This window comes from Kosakonia oryziphila, from assembly GCF_900094795.1.
Lineage (GTDB): Bacteria > Pseudomonadota > Gammaproteobacteria > Enterobacterales > Enterobacteriaceae > Kosakonia > Kosakonia oryziphila.
This window is the reverse complement of sequence record NZ_FMBC01000002.1, coordinates 16,465-34,621: the sequence shown is the minus strand read 5'-3', so window position 1 is coordinate 34,621 and position 18,157 is coordinate 16,465. Positions and strand designations below refer to the sequence as shown.

Annotated in this window: 10 protein-coding genes and 1 pseudogene; 10 read left to right on the top strand and 1 reads right to left on the bottom strand. The window is 54.9% G+C overall.

The window, feature by feature from the left end:
- Positions 1 to 107 precede the first annotated feature (107 nt).
- The 9 genes and pseudogenes from bcsR (at position 108) to GA0061070_RS01415 (ending at position 16,101) form a co-directional block, all read left to right on the top strand.
- Positions 108 to 296, top strand: a complete 189-nt coding sequence (gene bcsR, locus GA0061070_RS01455) for a cellulose biosynthesis protein BcsR (protein WP_090133043.1) — start codon at positions 108 to 110, stop codon at positions 294 to 296.
- Positions 297 to 310: 14 nt separating this feature from the next.
- Entirely contained in the window at positions 311 to 1,069 is a 759-nt protein-coding gene (gene bcsQ / locus GA0061070_RS01450; protein WP_090133041.1) for a cellulose biosynthesis protein BcsQ, read from the top strand.
- A pseudogene (gene bcsA, locus GA0061070_RS01445) lies at positions 1,066 to 3,669 on the top strand (UDP-forming cellulose synthase catalytic subunit). The gene bcsQ and the pseudogene bcsA overlap by 4 nt, the downstream one beginning before the upstream one ends.
- Before the next feature lie 25 nt (positions 3,670 to 3,694).
- Entirely contained in the window at positions 3,695 to 6,067 is a 2,373-nt protein-coding gene (gene bcsB, locus GA0061070_RS01440) for a cellulose biosynthesis cyclic di-GMP-binding regulatory protein BcsB (protein WP_090133039.1), read from the top strand.
- Positions 6,068 to 6,073: 6 nt separating this feature from the next.
- Positions 6,074 to 7,186, top strand: a complete 1,113-nt coding sequence (gene bcsZ, locus GA0061070_RS01435; protein ID WP_090133038.1) for a cellulose synthase complex periplasmic endoglucanase BcsZ — start codon at positions 6,074 to 6,076, stop codon at positions 7,184 to 7,186.
- A complete protein-coding gene (gene bcsC / locus GA0061070_RS01430; RefSeq protein ID WP_090133035.1) occupies positions 7,168 to 10,665 on the top strand; it encodes a cellulose synthase complex outer membrane protein BcsC in 3,498 nt (1,165 codons plus the stop codon). Before bcsZ ends, bcsC begins: the two co-directional genes overlap by 19 nt.
- Before the next feature lie 223 nt (positions 10,666 to 10,888).
- A complete protein-coding gene (hmsP, locus tag GA0061070_RS01425) occupies positions 10,889 to 12,886 on the top strand; it encodes a biofilm formation regulator HmsP (protein ID WP_208598143.1) in 1,998 nt (665 codons plus the stop codon).
- Positions 12,887 to 13,053: 167 nt separating this feature from the next.
- Positions 13,054 to 14,340 carry a dicarboxylate/amino acid:cation symporter gene (locus GA0061070_RS01420; protein WP_090133031.1) on the top strand — a complete coding sequence of 429 codons (1,287 nt, stop codon included), beginning with the start codon at positions 13,054 to 13,056 and terminating at the stop codon, positions 14,338 to 14,340.
- 240 nt (positions 14,341 to 14,580) lie between these two features.
- Positions 14,581 to 16,101, top strand: a complete 1,521-nt coding sequence (locus GA0061070_RS01415) for a M16 family metallopeptidase (RefSeq protein ID WP_090133029.1) — start codon at positions 14,581 to 14,583, stop codon at positions 16,099 to 16,101.
- A 48-nt stretch (positions 16,102 to 16,149) separates the two neighbouring features.
- Here the strand turns inward: GA0061070_RS01415 and kdgK are convergent, their stop codons facing one another.
- On the bottom strand, positions 16,150 to 17,079 hold the full coding sequence (gene kdgK / locus GA0061070_RS01410; protein ID WP_090133027.1) for a 2-dehydro-3-deoxygluconokinase: 930 nt from the start codon (positions 17,077 to 17,079) through the stop codon (positions 16,150 to 16,152).
- Positions 17,080 to 17,309: 230 nt separating this feature from the next.
- On the opposite strand from kdgK, the gene pdeH reads away from it, so the two are divergent.
- Positions 17,310 to 18,080 (top strand): cyclic-guanylate-specific phosphodiesterase, encoded by a 771-nt coding sequence (gene pdeH / locus GA0061070_RS01405; RefSeq protein ID WP_090133025.1) that lies wholly within the window; start codon positions 17,310 to 17,312, stop codon positions 18,078 to 18,080.
- Positions 18,081 to 18,157: the final 77 nt, after the last annotated feature.

Here is an 18,157-nt window from a genome sequence, read left to right as displayed (position 1 = left end):
ACATAAGATTGAAATTAAAGAATATCAGTTTTAGCATGTAAATGCGTTTTATCGGCCATGATGCCTTGCTACAATCTTTCTATTCAAATAGATTGGGCCACAATACAATGCATAATGATGAACCCAAAACGCAAGCAGACCCAACCCTGGGTTATACATTCCAAAATGATTTTTTGGCGCTGAGTAAGGCCTTTTCACTACCCGAAATAGATTACGCCGATATTTCCCAGCGAGAACAGTTGGCAGCAGCTATTAAACGCTGGCCACTGCTGGCTGAATTATCCCGTCAACAATAAGAAGGCAACTGTAGATGACCATTCTGGGGTTACAAGGGATCCGTGGCGGTGTGGGAACAACATCGATTACAGCGGCTCTGGCCTGGTCATTGCAATTATTAGGCGAGTCGGTGCTGGTTATTGATGCCTGTCCCGACAATCTTCTGCGGCTGTCATTTAATGTCGATTTTGCCAGCCGTGGCGGCTGGGCGCGCTCAGTACTTGATGGCCAGGACTGGCGCGATGCCGGTATGCGCTACACCTCGCAACTGGATATATTGCCGTTCGGTCAACTCACAGCGAGCGAGTGGGATTCTATTGATCAACTTGACGCGTTAAACCAGCCTGCTTCTCTTTTACAGGCGTTAAAAACGCAGCAACAGTATCACTGGGTGCTCATCGATCTACCGTACGGTTTTTCACCGTTGACGCGGCAATTCGTCGCCGTGTGCGATCATATTTTCACCATTATCAAACCCGATATTAATTGCCATATCCGTCTGCATCAGCAGCGGTTACCTGCGGGGTCGCATATTCTGATTAACGACCTGCGGATCGGCAGCCAGTTACAAGACGATCTTTGGCAGGTCTGGCTGCAAAGCCAGACGCGTATCCTACCGACTACTATCCATCGTGATGAAGCGCTGGCGGAGTGTCTGGCATCGAAACAACCCCTGGGTGAATACCGCAGCGATTCGCTGGCCGCAGAAGAGATGGTAACGCTGGCGAACTGGTGCCTGCTGCATTGCGCGCAGCCACGCGAAGGTGACAAGCGAGAGAGGAACCTGACATGAGCGGCCCGGCTACCTGGCTGCTGATCCCGCCGGTCAGCGCACGCTTACGCGCGCGCTATCAGCACTATCGCCAGCATGGCGCGTCGTAGTTCAGCGCGGCCTCTGGCTGCTTCTGGGTTATCCTGGGCTGGCTGTTTATCCCGCTTGAGCATCCGCGCTGGCAGCAGTTGCGGGCGCAGCAGCAGTACTGGTTTCCGCATATCGATCCTGACAGACCACGCCCGCTTGATCCTGCGCGCTATCTGCTGCAAAGCCTGTGGTTGCTGGTGACATTACCCTGGGGGCCACCGAAATCGGCGCGGCGTCAACGCTTGGCCCATATCCGCGCGTTGCGTGGGCGCTGGAATCACTGGCTTGATACCTTGCCGGAGCGCGTGACGCATCGCTCGGGTTATCTCGATCACAAAAAAGAGCTTGGTCATCTCAGCCCGCATCTGCGGCGCTTGATTTTAGGCGTCATTGTGGTGTTTTCGCTGATCCTCGCCCTGTTGTGTATTACACAGCCGTTTAACCCGCTGTCGCAGTTCGTTTTCCTGCTGCTGCTGTGGGGCGTTGCGCTGCTGGTGCGGCGCATTCCGGGACGCTTTTCAGCGCTGATGCTGATTGTGCTGTCGCTGACTGTCTCTTGTCGCTATATCTGGTGGCGCTATACCTCCACCCTCAACTGGGACGATCCGGTCAGCCTGGTGTGTGGCCTGGTGTTGCTGTTCGCCGAAACTTACGCCTGGATAGTGCTGGTGCTGGGCTATTTCCAGGTTGCCTGGCCGCTGAACCGCCAGCCGGTGCCATTACCGAAAGATATGTCGTTGTGGCCGTCGGTGGATATCTTCGTACCGACCTATAACGAAGATCTCAACGTGGTGAAAAACACCATTTACGCGTCGCTCGGTATCGACTGGCCGAAAGACAAACTCAAAATCTGGATCCTTGATGATGGCGGCCGCGAAGAGTTTCGCCAGTTCGCCAGTATGGTGGGCGTGGAGTATATCGCCCGCACGACGCATGAGCATGCGAAAGCCGGGAACATTAATAACGCGCTGAAATATGCGAAGAGCGAGTTTGTCTCGATTTTCGACTGCGACCACGTTCCGACGCGCTCTTTCCTGCAAATGACAATGGGCTGGTTCCTGAAAGAGAAAAAGCTGGCAATGATGCAGACGCCACACCACTTTTTCTCGCCGGATCCGTTTGAACGTAACCTCGGACGCTTTCGTAAAACGCCTAACGAAGGCACGTTGTTCTATGGTCTGGTACAAGATGGCAACGACATGTGGGATGCCACTTTCTTTTGCGGCTCCTGCGCGGTTATTCGTCGTGGGCCACTGGACCAGATTGGTGGGATTGCGGTGGAAACCGTCACCGAAGATGCTCATACCTCGCTGCGTTTACACCGCCTGGGGCATACCTCTGCGTATATGCGTATTCCGCAGGCGGCAGGGCTGGCAACCGAGAGCCTTTCGGCGCACATTGGTCAGCGTATTCGCTGGGCGCGTGGCATGGTGCAGATTTTTCGCCTCGACAACCCGCTGCTTGGTAAAGGGCTGAAACTGCCGCAGCGTTTGTGTTACGCCAACGCCATGCTCCACTTCTTATCGGGTATCCCGCGGTTGATCTTTCTGACTGCGCCACTGGCGTTTCTGCTGTTGCATGCCTACATCATTTACGCTCCGGCGCTGATGATCGCCCTGTTCGTGCTGCCGCACATGATTCACGCCAGCCTGACTAACTCGAAGATTCAGGGGAAATATCGCCACTCTTTCTGGAGCGAGATCTACGAAACGGTGCTGGCATGGTATATCGCGCCGCCTACACTGGTGGCGCTGTTCAACCCGCACAAAGGTAAGTTTAACGTCACCGCCAAAGGCGGGCTGGTGAAAGAGGAGTATGTGGATTGGGTGATCTCTCGCCCTTACATCTTCCTGGTACTGCTTAACCTGGCGGGCGTGCTGGTGGGGATCTGGCGCTATTTCTACGGCCCGGAGAACGAAGTACTCACTGTGTTCGTCAGCATGGTCTGGGTGTTCTACAACATGGTTGTTCTTGGTGGCGCGGTAGCGGTATCGGTCGAAAGCAAACAGGTGCGCCGCGCGCACCGTGTCGAAATCTCCATGCCAGCGGCCATTGCTCGTGAAGATGGGCATCTTTTCTCCTGTACCGTCCATGACTTCTCCGACGGCGGCCTGGGCATCAAGATTAATGGCCAGGCGCAGGTGCTGGAAGGGCAGAAAGTAAACCTGCTATTGAAGCGCGGCCAGCATGAGTATGCATTTCCGACTATGGTAGCGCGCGTCATTGGCAATGAGGTCGGCCTGCAACTGATGCCGCTCACCACCAAACAACATATCGATTTTGTGCAGTGTACCTTTGCCCGTGCAGATACGTGGGCGCTGTGGCAGGACAGCTTCCCGGAAGATAAGCCTCTGGAAAGTCTGTTTGATATTTTGAAACTGGGTTTCCGTGGCTATCGCCATCTCGCGGAATTTGCTCCGCCGTCCGTCAAAGTGATTTTCCGCTCATTCACCGATCTGGTGGCCTGGGTGGTGTCATTTATTCCGCGTCGTCCGGCGCGGAATATGGCCGTGCAGCAACCAACGACGTGACTGGCTTAACAATGATGAAAACGCGATGAAAAGAAAACTTTCCTGGATTTGTGCTGTGGTGGTAGGGGTGAGCACCCTGACCCCGATGATGACTTCTGCCGCGCCCTCGCTTCCGGCGCCTAATGCTCCGGCTGTCGCACCGGCTATGGAGCCGGTCGCAACGCCTGCGCCGCAGCAAGCTGAATCGCTGACGCCAACCGCAGGGAATACTGTGGGCCAGGCGATGTCAGGCGTTAATGCGCCAGTGGTGGCGATAGATTCGCCATCCCGTGATGTCAAACTCACCTTCGCGCAGATCGCACCACCGCCGGGCAGCATGGTGCTACGCGGCATTAACCCGGACGGTGGTGTTGAATTTGGCGTTCGCAGCGACGAAGTGGTGTCAAAAGCGGTACTTAATCTTGAGTACACGCCATCACCGTCACTGTTGCCGGTACAATCTCAGTTAAAGGTTTATCTGAATGATGAGTTGATGGGTGTTTTGCCGGTCACCAAAGAGCAGCTCGGTAAGAAAACGCTGGCGCAGGTGCCGATCAACCCGCTGTTTATTACCGATTTCAACCGTGTGCGGCTGGAGTTTGTCGGCCACTATCGCGATGTTTGTGAAAACCCGGCCAGCAGCACGCTGTGGATGGATATCGGTCGTAGCAGTTCGCTTGATATGACCTACCAAAGTCTGCCACTGAAAAACGATCTCTCCCACTTCCCTGTGCCGTTCTTCGACTCGCGTGATAATAGGGCTTTAACCCTGCCGATGGTCTTTGCCGGTGTGCCGGACATCGCGCAGCAGCAGGCTGCGGCGATCATCGCTTCGTGGTTCGGTTCCCGTGCTGGCTGGCGCGGCCAGACTTTTCCGGTCTCTTACAACAGCCTGCCGGATCGTAATGCCATTGTGTTCGCCACTAACGATAAACGCCCGGATTTCCTGCGTGATGCGCCCGCAGTAAAAGGGCCAACCATCAGCATGATCAACCATCCGAATAACCCGTATGTGAAGCTGCTGATCGTGATGGGGCGTGACGATAAAGATCTGTTGCAGGCGGCAAAAGGTATCGCTCAGGGGAACGTGCTGTTCCGTGGCGATAGCGTCACGGTGGACGAAGTGAAACCGCTACTGGCTCGCCAGCCCTATGACGCGCCGAATTGGGTGCGTACTGACCGTCCGGTGAGCTTCGGCGAGCTGAAAACTTATGAGGAACAGTTGCAGTCCACCGGGCTGGAGCCTTCATCCATCAACGTGTCGCTGAATTTGCCACCGGATCTCTATCTGCTGCGCAGCACCGGTATCGATATGAATCTCAGCTATCGTTACACCGCGCCGTTGACCAAAGATAGCTCGCGCATGGATATCAGCCTGAATAACCAGTTCCTGCAATACTTCAACCTGACCAGCAACCAGGACACTAACCGTCTGTTGCTGCATCTGCCGGTACTGCAAGGTCTTCTGGATAGCAAAACGGATGTGTCGATTCCGGCGCTGAAACTCGGGGCGGTCAATCAGTTACGCTTCGACTTCCAGTATATGAATCCAATGCCGGGCGGCAGTATCGATAACTGCATGACGTTCCAGCAAGTACCGAACCGTGTGGTGATTGGCGACGAGTCAACCATCGATTTCTCAAAGTATTACCACTTTATCGCCATGCCGGATCTACGCGCCTTTGCTAACGCAGGCTTTCCGTTTAGCCGGATGGCGGATCTGTCGCAAACCATCATTGTTACCCCGGCGCAGGCGACGCCTGCACAGGTTGGTACGCTGCTGGACACGCTTGGCACCATTGGCGCGCAAACCGGCTTCCCGGCCATTAATATGCAACTGACCAATGATGCTACCCAGTTGCAGGGCAAAGATGCCGACATCATGATCATCGGCTCGATCCCGCAACCGTTAAAGAATGACGAGAAGATCGACCTGCTGGTGAATGCGACGCAAAGCTGGGTGAAAACGCCGCTGCGCCAGTCGCCATTCATGACAAGTGAACCGGATTCTGCCGACCGCAAAGCCGATGCGCAAACGGCAGTCAGCTCCGATGGCCCAATGGCGGCAGTGATTAGCTTTCAGTCGCCGTTCAACGATCAGCGCAGCGTTGTGGCGTTACTGGCGGACAGCCCGCGTGGCTACGAACTGCTGAACAATGCCATGAACGACAGTGGTAAGCGTGCGGCGATTTTCGGCTCAGTGACGGTGATCCGTGAATCCGGTGTTAACGGTCTGCGCGTAGGTGATGTTTACTATGTCGGCCATTTGCCGTGGTTTGAGCGTATCTGGTATGCGCTGGCGAACCATCCGGTACTGCTTGCCATTCTGGCGGCGGTCAGCGTTGTATTGCTGGCATGGGTACTGTGGCGCTTGCTGCGGATTATCAGCCGCCGCCGTCTTGATTCGGATCATGAGTAATCAGTAATGAAGGCGCTACGTTGGGTGGTGATGATGGCGCTGATGCTGGCGGCGATGAGTACGCGCGCCGCCTGCACCTGGCCTGCCTGGGAGCATTTTAAACAGGCCTATATCAGCGATGGTGGACGGGTGGTGGATCCTGGCGATGCGCGCAAAATCACCACCTCGGAAGGGCAAAGCTATGCGCTGTTCTTTGCGCTGGCTGCTAACGATCGCAAGGCATTCGAGAGCTTGTTGCAATGGACGCAAAACAACCTGGCGCAAGGCTCGCTCAGCGACCATCTTCCCGCCTGGCTGTGGGGGAAAAAAGATGTAGAAAACTGGACGGTGCTGGATACCAATTCGGCTTCCGATGCCGATCTCTGGATCGCCTGGTCACTGCTGGAAGCCGGGCGCTTGTGGAAAAACGAGGCTTACACCCGCCTGGGGAAAGCGCTGTTAGACCGCATCGCCAAAGAAGAGGTAGTGAAGGTGACTGGGCTTGGGTCGATGTTGCTACCGGGAAAAATCGGCTTTGCCGATAACAGCGCATGGCGCTTTAACCCCAGCTATTTGCCGCCGCAACTGGCGAGCTATTTCACCCGTTTCGGCGCGCCCTGGACAACACTGCGCGAAACCAATCTGCGGCTGCTGCTGGAGACCGCGCCAAAAGGTTTTTCGCCGGACTGGGTGCGGTATCAACAGGGACAGGGCTGGCAACTCAAAAGCGAAAACGAAAAGATGCTGATCGGAAGCTATGATGCGATTCGCGTCTATTTGTGGGCTGGCATGCTGCATGACAGCGACACGCAGAAAGCGCGGTTGCTGGCGAAGTTTAAACCGATGGCGACGGTCACAAAGGAAAATAACCTGGCTCCGGAAAAAGTGGATGTAGCAACCGGCAAGATCCACGGTAACGGGCCGGTTGGTTTTGCTGCTGCGCTGTTGCCATTTTTACAGGATCGCGATGCTCAGGCCCGGCAGCGGCAGAACGTCGCAGACCATTTTCCCGGTGACGATGCCTACTACAGCTATGTTCTTACCCTGTTTGGACAAGGGTGGGATGAGCACCGTTTTCGTTTCACCCCTCGTGGTGAGTTACAACCTGACTGGGGCCACGAATGCGCAAGTTCACAGTAAGTCTTCTTTGTTTCTCACTTGGCCTCGCGCTGGCACCCGCCGCGCGCTCGGCGGATACAGCCGCACAGCAACAGTTGCTGGAACAGGTGCGTCTGGGGGAAGCAACCAGGCGCGAAGATTTAGTCCGTCAGTCGCTCTATCGCCTTGAACTGATCGATCCGAACAACCCGGACGTGATTGCCGCCCGTTTCCGCTATTTGCTGCGCCAGGGCGACAATGCCGGCGCGCAACAGCAACTCGATCGGATGAAGCTACTTGCGCCAGAATCCGGGGCCTACCACTCCTCACTGCTGGCGATGTCGCTCTCTACGGCGGAGGGGCGCCAGGCGTTGCAGCAGGCGCGTTTACAGGCCACGACCGGGCATACACAGGAAGCGATTGCCGCCTACGATGCGCTGTTTAAAGGTAATGCGCCGGATGGCGATTTAGCGGTCGAGTACTGGGTGCTGGTGTCGAAAGTCCCGGCGCGCCGTGCGGAAGCCGTGAATCAGCTAAAAAGGCTGAACGCCCGTTATCCCGGCAACGATCAGTTGCAAAACTCACTGGCGCAGTTGCTGTTTGCCGATGGTCATGACGCGGAAGGTTATGCTGTGCTGGAGCAGATGGCGAAATCGAGCAGTGGACGCGATGCGGCTGCCACACTCTGGTATCAGCAACTTCAGAACATGCCGGTCAGTGATGCCAGCGTGAAAGCGTTACAGCATTTTCTGACGATATTCAGTGCAGGTGATGCTGTTGACAGCGCCCGTACACTGCTTGCTGCGCAGCAAAAACAGATGGCCGATCCGGCGTTTCGCGCTCGCGCCACGGGCCTTGCGGCAGTGGACGCGGGTAAAGGTGCGCAGGCGGTGGGGGAATTGCAGCAGACGGTCAATGCTAACCATAACGATAGCGAAGCTGTGGGCGCGCTGGGGCAGGCGTATTCCCAACAAGGCGATCGCGCCCGTGCGGTAACGCAGTTTGAGAAAGCCATCGCTATGGATCCGACGAGCGGCAGCCGTAGCAAATGGGACAGTCTGCTGAAAGTGAACCGCTACTGGCTGTTGATCCAGCAGGGTGATGCGGCGCTGAAAGCCAATAATCCAGCGCAGGCCGAGCGTCTTTACCAGCAAGCACGTAGCATTGATAACACCGACAGCTATGCGGTGCTGGGCCTCGGCGATGCGGCGATGGCGCGCAAGGATAATGCGGCGGCAGAGGGTTTCTATCGTCAGGCACTGCGCATGGACAGCGGCAACAGCAATGCGGTGCGCGGTCTGGCGAACATTTATCGCGCCCAGTCGCCGGAAAAAGCAGAACGTTTTATTCAGTCGCTCTCCGCCAGTCAGCGGCGCAGCATTGACGATATTGAACGCAGCATGACTAACGAGCGTTTATCGCAACAGGCCGCGGCTCTGGAGAACCAGGGGCAATGGGCGCAGGCCGCGGAGTTGCAACGTAAACGGCTGGTGCTCTCGCCCGGCGACGTCTGGATAACTTATCGACTGGCCAGCGATTTACGTCAGTCCGCAAGGCGTGGCGAGGCCGATTCGCTGATGAGTCAGTTGGCCGTGCAAAAGCCGGATGATCCAGAACAGGTCTTTGCCTTTGGGCTTTATTTGTCGGGCAATAATCAGGAAATGGCGGCACTGAATCATCTCAACTGGCTGCCGAAAGCTAAATGGAACAGCAATATTCAGGAGCTGGCCGACCGGTTGCAAGCCAACCAGTTACTGGATAAAGCGAACAGGCTACGGGATAGCGGCGACGAAGCACAAGCGATTGCCTTCTTAAACCAGCAACCAGCTTCCACGCGTATTGATTCAACGCTGGCTGACTGGGCGCAGCAGCGCGGCGACTTCAGCGCGGCCCGGCAATATTACCAGCGCGTACTTGACCGTGAACCGGCCAATGAGGATGCATTACTCGGCCTTGCGGAAGTGTATACCACAGAAGGCAATAAGATGGCGGCGCGCCAGCAACTGGCGAAACTGGCCGGGCCGACGGCGACACAGCCACGTTCCATCAATACTCAACGGCGTATTGCGCTGGTGCAGGCGTCGCTCGGTGATAGCGCCAGCGCGCAGCAGGCTTTCAGTGTGCTGGTACCGCAGGCTAAATCTCTACCGCCATCAATGGCAAGTGCGCTGGTACTACGCGATGCTGCCCGTTTCGAAGCGCAAAATGGCGAACCGCAGCAAGCGCTGGAAACCTGGAAAGATGCGATGGTCGCTTCCAGTATTACTACTACGCGCCCGGCGGATAATGACAGCTTTACCCGACTGACGCGCAACGATGAAAAAGATGACTGGCTGAAGCGCGGCATACGCAGCGATGCGGCGGATCTTTACCGTCAGCAAGATGTTAACGCCACCCTGCAACATGATTACTGGGGTTCCAGCGGTACGGGTGGTTATTCTGACCTGAAAGCGCATACCACCATGTTGCAGGTTGATGCGCCGCTATCGGACGGGCGCATGTTCTTTCGCACCGACGTTGTCAATATGGATGCCGGGAGTTTTGCCACCACCAACGGCACTTATGATCCGAGGTGGGGGACATGTTCCGCTACGCCGTGTAGCGGCAGCACCAGCCAGACCGCGAACGGTGCAAGCGTTGCCGTCGGCTGGCAAAACCGTAGCTGGGCGGCGGATATCGGCACCACGCCGATGGGATTTGATGTTGTCGATGTGGTTGGCGGCGTGAGTTACAGTAGCGATCTCGGCCCCATTGGTTATACGGTTAACGCGCATCGGCGTCCGATCTCCAGCTCACTTCTGGCCTTTGCCGGGCAGAAAGACCCGAATACCGGCACTACCTGGGGCGGCGTGCGTGCGACCGGCGGTGGGGTCAGCATCAGTTACGATAAAGGTGAAGCTAACGGCGTCTGGTCGAGCCTGAACGCCGACACTCTCACCGGTAAAAACGTCGAAGATAACTGGCGCGTCCGCTGGATGACCGGCTACTACTACAAGCTGATCAACAAAAACAACGAGCGGTTGACCGTTGGCGTCAACAATATGTTGTGGCACTACGATAAAGATCTGAGCGGTTATTCGCTCGGCCAGGGTGGTTACTACAGCCCGCAGCAATATATCTCTTTTGCTTTGCCGGTCAACTGGCGCAAACGCACGGAAAACTGGTCGTGGGAGCTGGGTGGTTCGGTTTCGTGGTCGCACTCGAAGACGGACTCGATTCTACGTTATCCGTTGCAGAACCTGATCCCGGATAACCAGTTTTTCCCGGACGGTACGGCAATGTATGCGGATAAAAATAATTTAGGCGCAGGCAGCAGTTCGAACGGGTTCGGTTATACCGCAAGGTTGCTGGTGGAACGGCGTGTCACATCGCACTGGTCGATTGGCGCTGGTATCGATATTCAGCAGGCGAAGGATTACACTCCGAGCCACGGCATTCTGTTCGTGCGGTATTCAATGGCGGGCTGGCAGGGCGACATGGATATGCCTCCGCAGCCGTTGACGCCGTACGCTGACTGGTAATACAGGAACATTCCTGGCGGGAGACCCGGTAAAGACAGGCTGTCGATACTGCGGTTAATCGCCAGATATTCAAAGAGTTATCTTCCTTTTCTGCCGTTGTTCCGCCTGCGAAAACGATCTATCAGCCCGTTTATCTAACAGCATTGCGATCGAGTATACTCTGGCGTCAGAGTTTGCTGTATTAGCTCTGAACTCATGGCGTTGTGTCTCTGGAGAAGTAATTTTGCGTGTCAGCCGTTCTTTAACTATTAAACAGATGGCCATGGTTGCCTGTGTTTCCATGGTGTTTGTTTTTATTTTCTGCGTTATTTTGCTGTTTCACTTCTTACAGCAGAATCGCTATAACACGGCTACGCAACTGGAAAGTATTGCCCGCTCTGTACGCGAGCCGCTCTCGGCGGCTATTTTGAAAGCCGATATCCCCGAAGCGGAAACCATCCTGAAACAGATCAAACCAGCGGGCGTGGTCAGCCGGGCGGATGTGGTATTGCCGAATCAATTCCAGGCGCTGCGTGTACGTTTTATCGCGGAGCATCCGGTGCCAGTCACCGTTACCCGCTTTTTCGAATTACCGATCCAGATTACGTTGCCGATTTACTCGCTAGAGCGTCCGGCGAACCCGCAACCGTTGGCGTATCTGGTGTTGCAGGCAGATTCCTGGCACACCTACAAATTTATCCTCAGCACGCTCTCTTTGTTAGTAACGACTTACTTACTGTTGTCGCTGATGATTACCGTGGCGATTACCTGGTGCATTAACCGGTTGATCGTCCATCCGCTGCGCAAGCTCTCTGCCGAACTGGACGCACTGTCCGCGCAGGAAAGCATTGGACATCAGTTGACGCTGCCCGGTCACCATGCTGATGATGAAATTGGCGTTCTGGTGCGCAACTACAACCGCAACCAGCAAATGCTGCTGCGCCAGATTGAAGAGATGAATACCCAGTCTACTCGCTTCCCGGTTTCGGATTTGCCCAATAAGGCATTCCTGATGGCGATGCTGGAACAAACTGTGGCCCGGCAAAAGCCAATGGCACTGATGATTGTCTCCTGCGAAACGCTGCATGACACCGCCAGTGTTTTGCAGGAGTCCCAACGCGAAGTGCTGCTGGTCACGCTGGTTGAGAAGCTGAAATCGGTGCTTTCTCCGCGCATGGTGCTGGCACAGGTCAGCGGCTATGACTTTGCCATTATCGCTAACGGTGTGCAGGAACCGTGGCATGCGATGACGTTATGTAAGCAAGCACTCACTGTCATTCATGAACGTGTTCCGCTGAACGGTATTCAACTGCGCCCCAACGCCAATATCGGTGTGGCAATGTGTTATGGCGATCTGAGCGCCGGGCAGCTTTATCATCGCGGCATGTCAGCGTTGGCCAGCGCGCAGCGTAAAGGGAAAAACCAGATCCATTTCTTCGATCCGGAGCAGATGGAGCTGGCGCAGCAGCGGTTAACGCAGGAGAGCGCTATTCTCACCGCCCTTGAACAGGGGGAATTTGCGCTCTGGCTTCAGCCGCAGGTGGCGATCAACAGCGGTGAACTGCTCAGCGCGAAAGCGTTGTTGCGGGTTCGCCAGCCCGATGGGAGCTGGGATTTACCGCAGGGAATGATTGAACGCATCGAATCTTGCGGCCTGATGGCGACAGTCGGTTACTGGATGCTGGAAGAGTCCTGCCGTCTGCTGGCCGCCTGGCAATCGCGCGGCATTATGTTGCCGCTGTCGGTCAATTTCCCGGCATTGCAGTTGCTGCAACACGATAAAGTGTCGGACATGTTGGCGCTGCTGAACCGCTACCGAATCGCCCCGCAGACGATGATGCTGGAAGTGACGGAAAGCCGCTATCTTGATGATCCGCAAGCCGCTGTGGAGGTTCTGCTCCCGCTGCGTAATGCCGGGGTGCGCATTGCGCTGGATGATTTCGGCATGGGCTATGCCGGTCTGCATCAGCTTCATCATATGAAATCGCTGCCGGTGGATATGCTGAAGATTGAAAAAATGTTTGTTGAAGGTTTGCCGGAGGACGACAACATGGTGTCGTCCATCATTCATCTGGCGCGTAGCCTGGAACTGCCCATTATCGCCGAAGGCGTAGAAACGCAGGCTCAGCGGGAGTGGCTGGCGGCGGCTGGTGTGGAAATGGCGCAGGGACTTTTATTTGATCGCGCAACATCGGCGGATCAGTTTGAACATCGCTACTTTGCCGCTTCGGAAAAGGGGTGAAAAATTCTAAATTGTTACGAGGTTGTGCGAGCCAGCTCAAACTTTTAACATTGTTGTTTCTGATTTGATGCAAGTTCATTTCTGTCATGTTTGTCGGGTGTTATTTTTAAACCGCAGGCTTAATGAAAGCCCTATAAAGCCTGAGGTTTTAATTTCAAGGACACCTTATGAAAACCTCCCTGTTTAAAAGTCTCTACTTTCAAGTTCTGACGGCAATCGCCATCGGTATTTTACTTGGCCATTTCTACCCTGACATCGGGGCGCAGATGAAACCTCTTGGTGACGGCTTCGTGAAGCTCATCAAGATGATCATCGCCCCCGTGATCTTCTGTACGGTTGTTACCGGTATTGCCGGTATGGAGAGCATGAAGGCTGTGGGGCGCACCGGTGCGGTTGCGCTGCTTTACTTTGAAGTCGTCAGTACGCTGGCGCTGATCATCGGCCTGATTATTGTTAACGTAGTGCAACCCGGCGCAGGAATGAACGTTGATCCGGCGACGCTGGATGCAAAAGCTGTGGTCGTTTATGCCGAACAGGCAAAACAGCAGGGCATTGTCGGCTTTCTTCTGGATGTGATCCCGTCCAGCGTTATCGGTGCATTCGCCAGCGGTAATATCCTGCAAGTGCTGCTGTTTGCCGTGCTGTTTGGTTTTGCACTGCACCGTCTGGGCCACAAAGGTCAACTAATTTTTAACGTTATTGAAAGCTTCGCACAGGTCATTTTTGGCATCATCAATATGATCATGCGTCTGGCTCCGATTGGCGCTTTCGGCGCGATGGCCTTCACCATCGGTAAATATGGCGTCGGTACGCTGGTGCAACTGGGGCAGCTCATTATCTGCTTCTATATCACCTGCATTCTGTTCGTGGTGGTGGTACTGGGATCGATTGCCCGCGTTACCGGGTTCAGTATTTTCAAATTTATCCGTTACATCCGTGAAGAGTTGCTGATTGTGTTGGGCACCTCTTCGTCTGAGTCTGCGCTACCGCGCATGCTGGAGAAGATGGAGCGGCTGGGCTGCCGTAAATCGGTAGTAGGGCTGGTGATCCCAACGGGTTACTCGTTCAACCTTGATGGAACTTCCATTTACCTGACGATGGCGGCGGTATTTATCGCGCAGGCCACCAACAGTCATATGGATATTTTCCACCAGATTACGCTACTGATAGTGTTGCTGCTCTCTTCCAAAGGTGCAGCAGGAGTGACGGGCAGCGGGTTTATTGTGCTGGCGGCGACGCTTTCTGCGGTCGGCCATCTGCCAGTGGCCGGGCTGGCGTTGATTCTGGGTATTGACCGTTTTATGTCCGAAGCGCGTGCGTTGACCAACCTGGTCGGTAACGGTGTGGCGACGATCGTGGTGGCTAAATGGGTAAAAGAGCTTGATCAAAAACAGCTCGTCGATACGCTGGATAATCGTACAAGCACCGTGAAAACGCACGAAATCTCCTCGTAATTTCGGTACTTAGAGCCTAATGGGATAGGCTTTTAAGCCAGCAGCCCTTGTCGGACTGCTGGCTCCTGCGCATAATTAACCCCTGTCTTCGTTACCATTCATGATGAGTTTTCGGGAAAATTCGCTTCGTGTTGTGACGTTTTGCGTTTCCTGCGGTCTAAAAGCGAAGTGTTTTTATCTCTCTTTTGCCTCCTTTTGGCGGGCATACTTTTTAACCAGGAATGTTGATTAGGGGTTCACATGCAGGGCACAAAAATTCGACTGTTAACGGGCGGTTTGCTGATGCTGGCAGCCGTCGGTTATGTGCAGGCAGATGCGCTCCAGCCCGACCCGGCCTGGCAACAAGGGACACTGACGAACGGTTTCCAGTGGCAGATATTAGCCACGCCGCAGCGTCCCGGCGATCGCATTGAAATTCGCCTGTCTATTGATACCGGTTCGCTCGCTGAAAGTACGCAACAGCGCGGCTATACCCATTTTATTCCCCGCGTCGTGCTGACCCACAGCGGTCGTCTTGAACCGGCGCAGGTTCGTTCGCTGTGGCAACAAGGGATCGACCCTAAACGCCCGCTCCCGCCAGCGTTGGTTTCCTATGAATACACGCAGTACAACCTGAGCCTGCCGAATAACCGAATGGACCAGCCAAATAACCGCATGGACTTGCTGAAAGAAGCGCTGGTCTACCTGGCGGATGCGGCGGGCAAACTCACCATTACGCCTGCCACCATCAGTCACGCGCTCGCCAGTAACGATATGGTGGCAACCTGGCCTGCTGATACCAAAGATAGCTGGTGGCGCTACCGCCTGAAGGGTTCATCTCTGTTGGGACACGATCCAGCGGAAATGCTGAAAGAGCCAATTGATGCGGCACAGCTGAAAGCGTACTACGCAAAGTGGTACACGCCGGACGCCATGACGTTGGTGGTGGTCGGCAATGTGGATAGCCGCGCAGTAGCCGAGCAAATTAGCAAAACCTTCGGCGAACTGAAAGGTAAACGCCAGACGCCCGCGCCGATGGCCATGCTTTCTCCGCTGCCGCACCAGGCGGTCAGCCTGATGAGCGAGTCGGTCACCCAGGATAGGTTGTCGATTATGTGGGATTCTGCATGGCAGCCGATCCGCGAATCCGCAGCGCTGGAACGCTACTGGCGTGCGGATTTGGCGCGTGAAGCGCTGTTCTGGCATATTCAGCAGAACCTGACGAAAAATAACGTCAAAGATATCGGTCTGGGCTTTGATTGCCGCGTGCTGTTCCAGCGCGCGCAGTGCGCCATCAACGTTGATACGCCAAACGACAAGCTCAACGCCAATGTCGGCGTGATCGCGCGCGAACTGGCGAAAGTTCGTGAAAAAGGTCTGCCGGAAGAGGAATTTAAGGCGCTGATTGCGCAGAAAGACCTTGAACTGCAAAAGCTTTTCGCGACCTACGCCCGTGCCAATACCGATATTTTGATCGGCCAGCGGCTGCGCTCATGGCAGAACCAGGTGGTGGATATTGCGCCGGAGCAGTACCAAAAGCTGCGCCAGAAATTCTTAAGTGGCCTTACGCCGGAGATGCTGAATCAGGATCTGCATCAGCAGTTGTCGCAGGATATGGCATTGATTCTGATGCAGCCGAAAGGCGAGCCGGAATATAACATGAAAGCGTTGCAGGCAACGTGGGATGAAGTAATGCGTCCGGCGGGCTCCGCCTCGCTCGCAACGCCCGCAGCGGCTGACGACGGGCATACCGATGTGTCGGATATCCCGCCGCAGCAGTAATTAAATGTTTGCCCCTCTCTACCGTCAGGTTGAGAGGGGGAAGAAGCTTTACGCTGGCATTGCATCGCGCGGAATAATCGCCCCGCGATACTGAATGACTGTACTTGCCGTTAAGTGGCCACGTTTTGCCGCTGCCGTGGCATCGCCGCCGGTCAGACGCACGGCCAGGTAGCCCGCACTGAAGGAGTCGCCCGCTGCCGTTGTATCGATCACTTTCTCTTTCGGCAGTTTCACGGCCGGCACTTCAACCAGCGCTTCACCAGCAATCGCCACCAGACAAGAGTCTGCGCCACGCTTAATTACTACTTCTTTAACGCCCGCACGCTGCGTGCGTTCGATAACCTCTTCGACCGGTTTTTCGCCCCACAGCAGATCTTCATCGTCCAGCGTCAGGAACGCGATATCGGTGCAGGCCAGCATTTGCTGATACACCATGCGTGTCTCTTCTTTGCTGGCCCACAGGCGCGGACGGTAGTTGTTATCAAAAATGACTTTGCCGCCGTTGGCGCGGCAGGTTTGTAGCAGCGACAGCAGCTTGTTGCGGCTGGCCGGGCTTAAAATCGCCAGGCTGATACCGCTCAGGTAGAGATAGTCGAATGATGCCAGTTCTTCGCAGATTGCCGCAGATTGCTCACTCTCCAGCCAGAATTTTGCCGCCGCTTCGTTGCGCCAGTAATAGAACGTGCGCTCGCCGGTGCTGTCAGTTTCGATGTAATACAGGCCCGGCAGGCGGTTTTCCATGCGCTGCGTCAGACGGGTATCGACATTTTCGCTCTGCCAGGTGTCGAGCATCTGCTGGCTGAAATTGTCGGTGCCAAGTGCCGTAACGTAGTGGACCGAAAGCGCTGACGGATTGACCTGGCGCGCGATATAAACGGAGGTGTTAAGGGTATCGCCACCAAAGCCACGATTAACTTCTGCGCCTTTTTGTGACAATTCGATCATGCATTCGCCGATAACGGCAATTTTCCTGGACATAGTTGTGAACCTGGATCAGATAAATTAACGGTAGTGTGCGTTTTGCGTGAAGCGCGGTCAATCATATTAAAACAACGTTCCAGTATTTTTTTGAGCTAAACCCTGTTATGCGCAGATTCTTGCGTCTGGTTTTTAAATTTGCCTAAAACCAGGACATAAAGTTCTTAGTCGTAGCGCCGATAACCCCTTGACGAGTTGTTCCAGCTCATCCCATCGACAGGACACCAGACATGAAGTTAAAGCAGAGCACCCAGTGGCTAAACATTCCTGAAGCGAGCATTGAAAGCCTTGAGGAGCGTCGTTATTGGCTGCAATGCGAACGTGCTTATACTTATCAACCCATCTATAAAACTGATGGTCGTCTGATGGCTGTTGAAGTATTGACCATTGTGACGCATCCGTCACAGCCGGAACAGCGAATTGCCCCCGATCGTTATTTCAGCCAGATCCCCGTGCGCCTGCGCGTGGAGGTGGTACATGAGCAGATCGAATTGCTGGCAGAACAGCGGATTTTCTTCGCTGATAACGATGTGCTGGCTTCGGTCAATGTCGATGGCCCGACGCTGCTGGCGATGCGCGAAAATACGCGACTGATGGCACTTGTCGAGTCGCTGCCGTGGATCCGCTTTGAACTGGTGGAGCATATTCGTTTACCGCAGGATTCTACCTTCGCTTCAATCAGCGAAATTGGCCCGCTGTGGCTGGATGATTTTGGCACCGGGATGGCGAACTTTTCAGCGCTGAGCGAAGTGCGTTACGACTACATCAAAGTGGCGCGCGACCTGTTTATTATGCTGCGCCAAACCCCGGAAGGGCAGAACCTGTTCACCATGTTGTTGCAGTTGATGAACCGCTACTGCCAGGGCGTTATCGTTGAAGGGATTGAAACTCTCGATGAGTGGCGCGACGTGCAGAAGTCCCCGGCCTTTGCGGCGCAGGGCTATTTTTTGTCGCGTCCGGTTCCTCTGGCCCGGCTTGAACACGTGATACTCGATTTGTAATTCCGCCCTTTCAGCGAGCCTAAACTATCTTTATGAGAGGTAAGGCTTAAAAGGAAAGGGAAACAATGACAAAACGC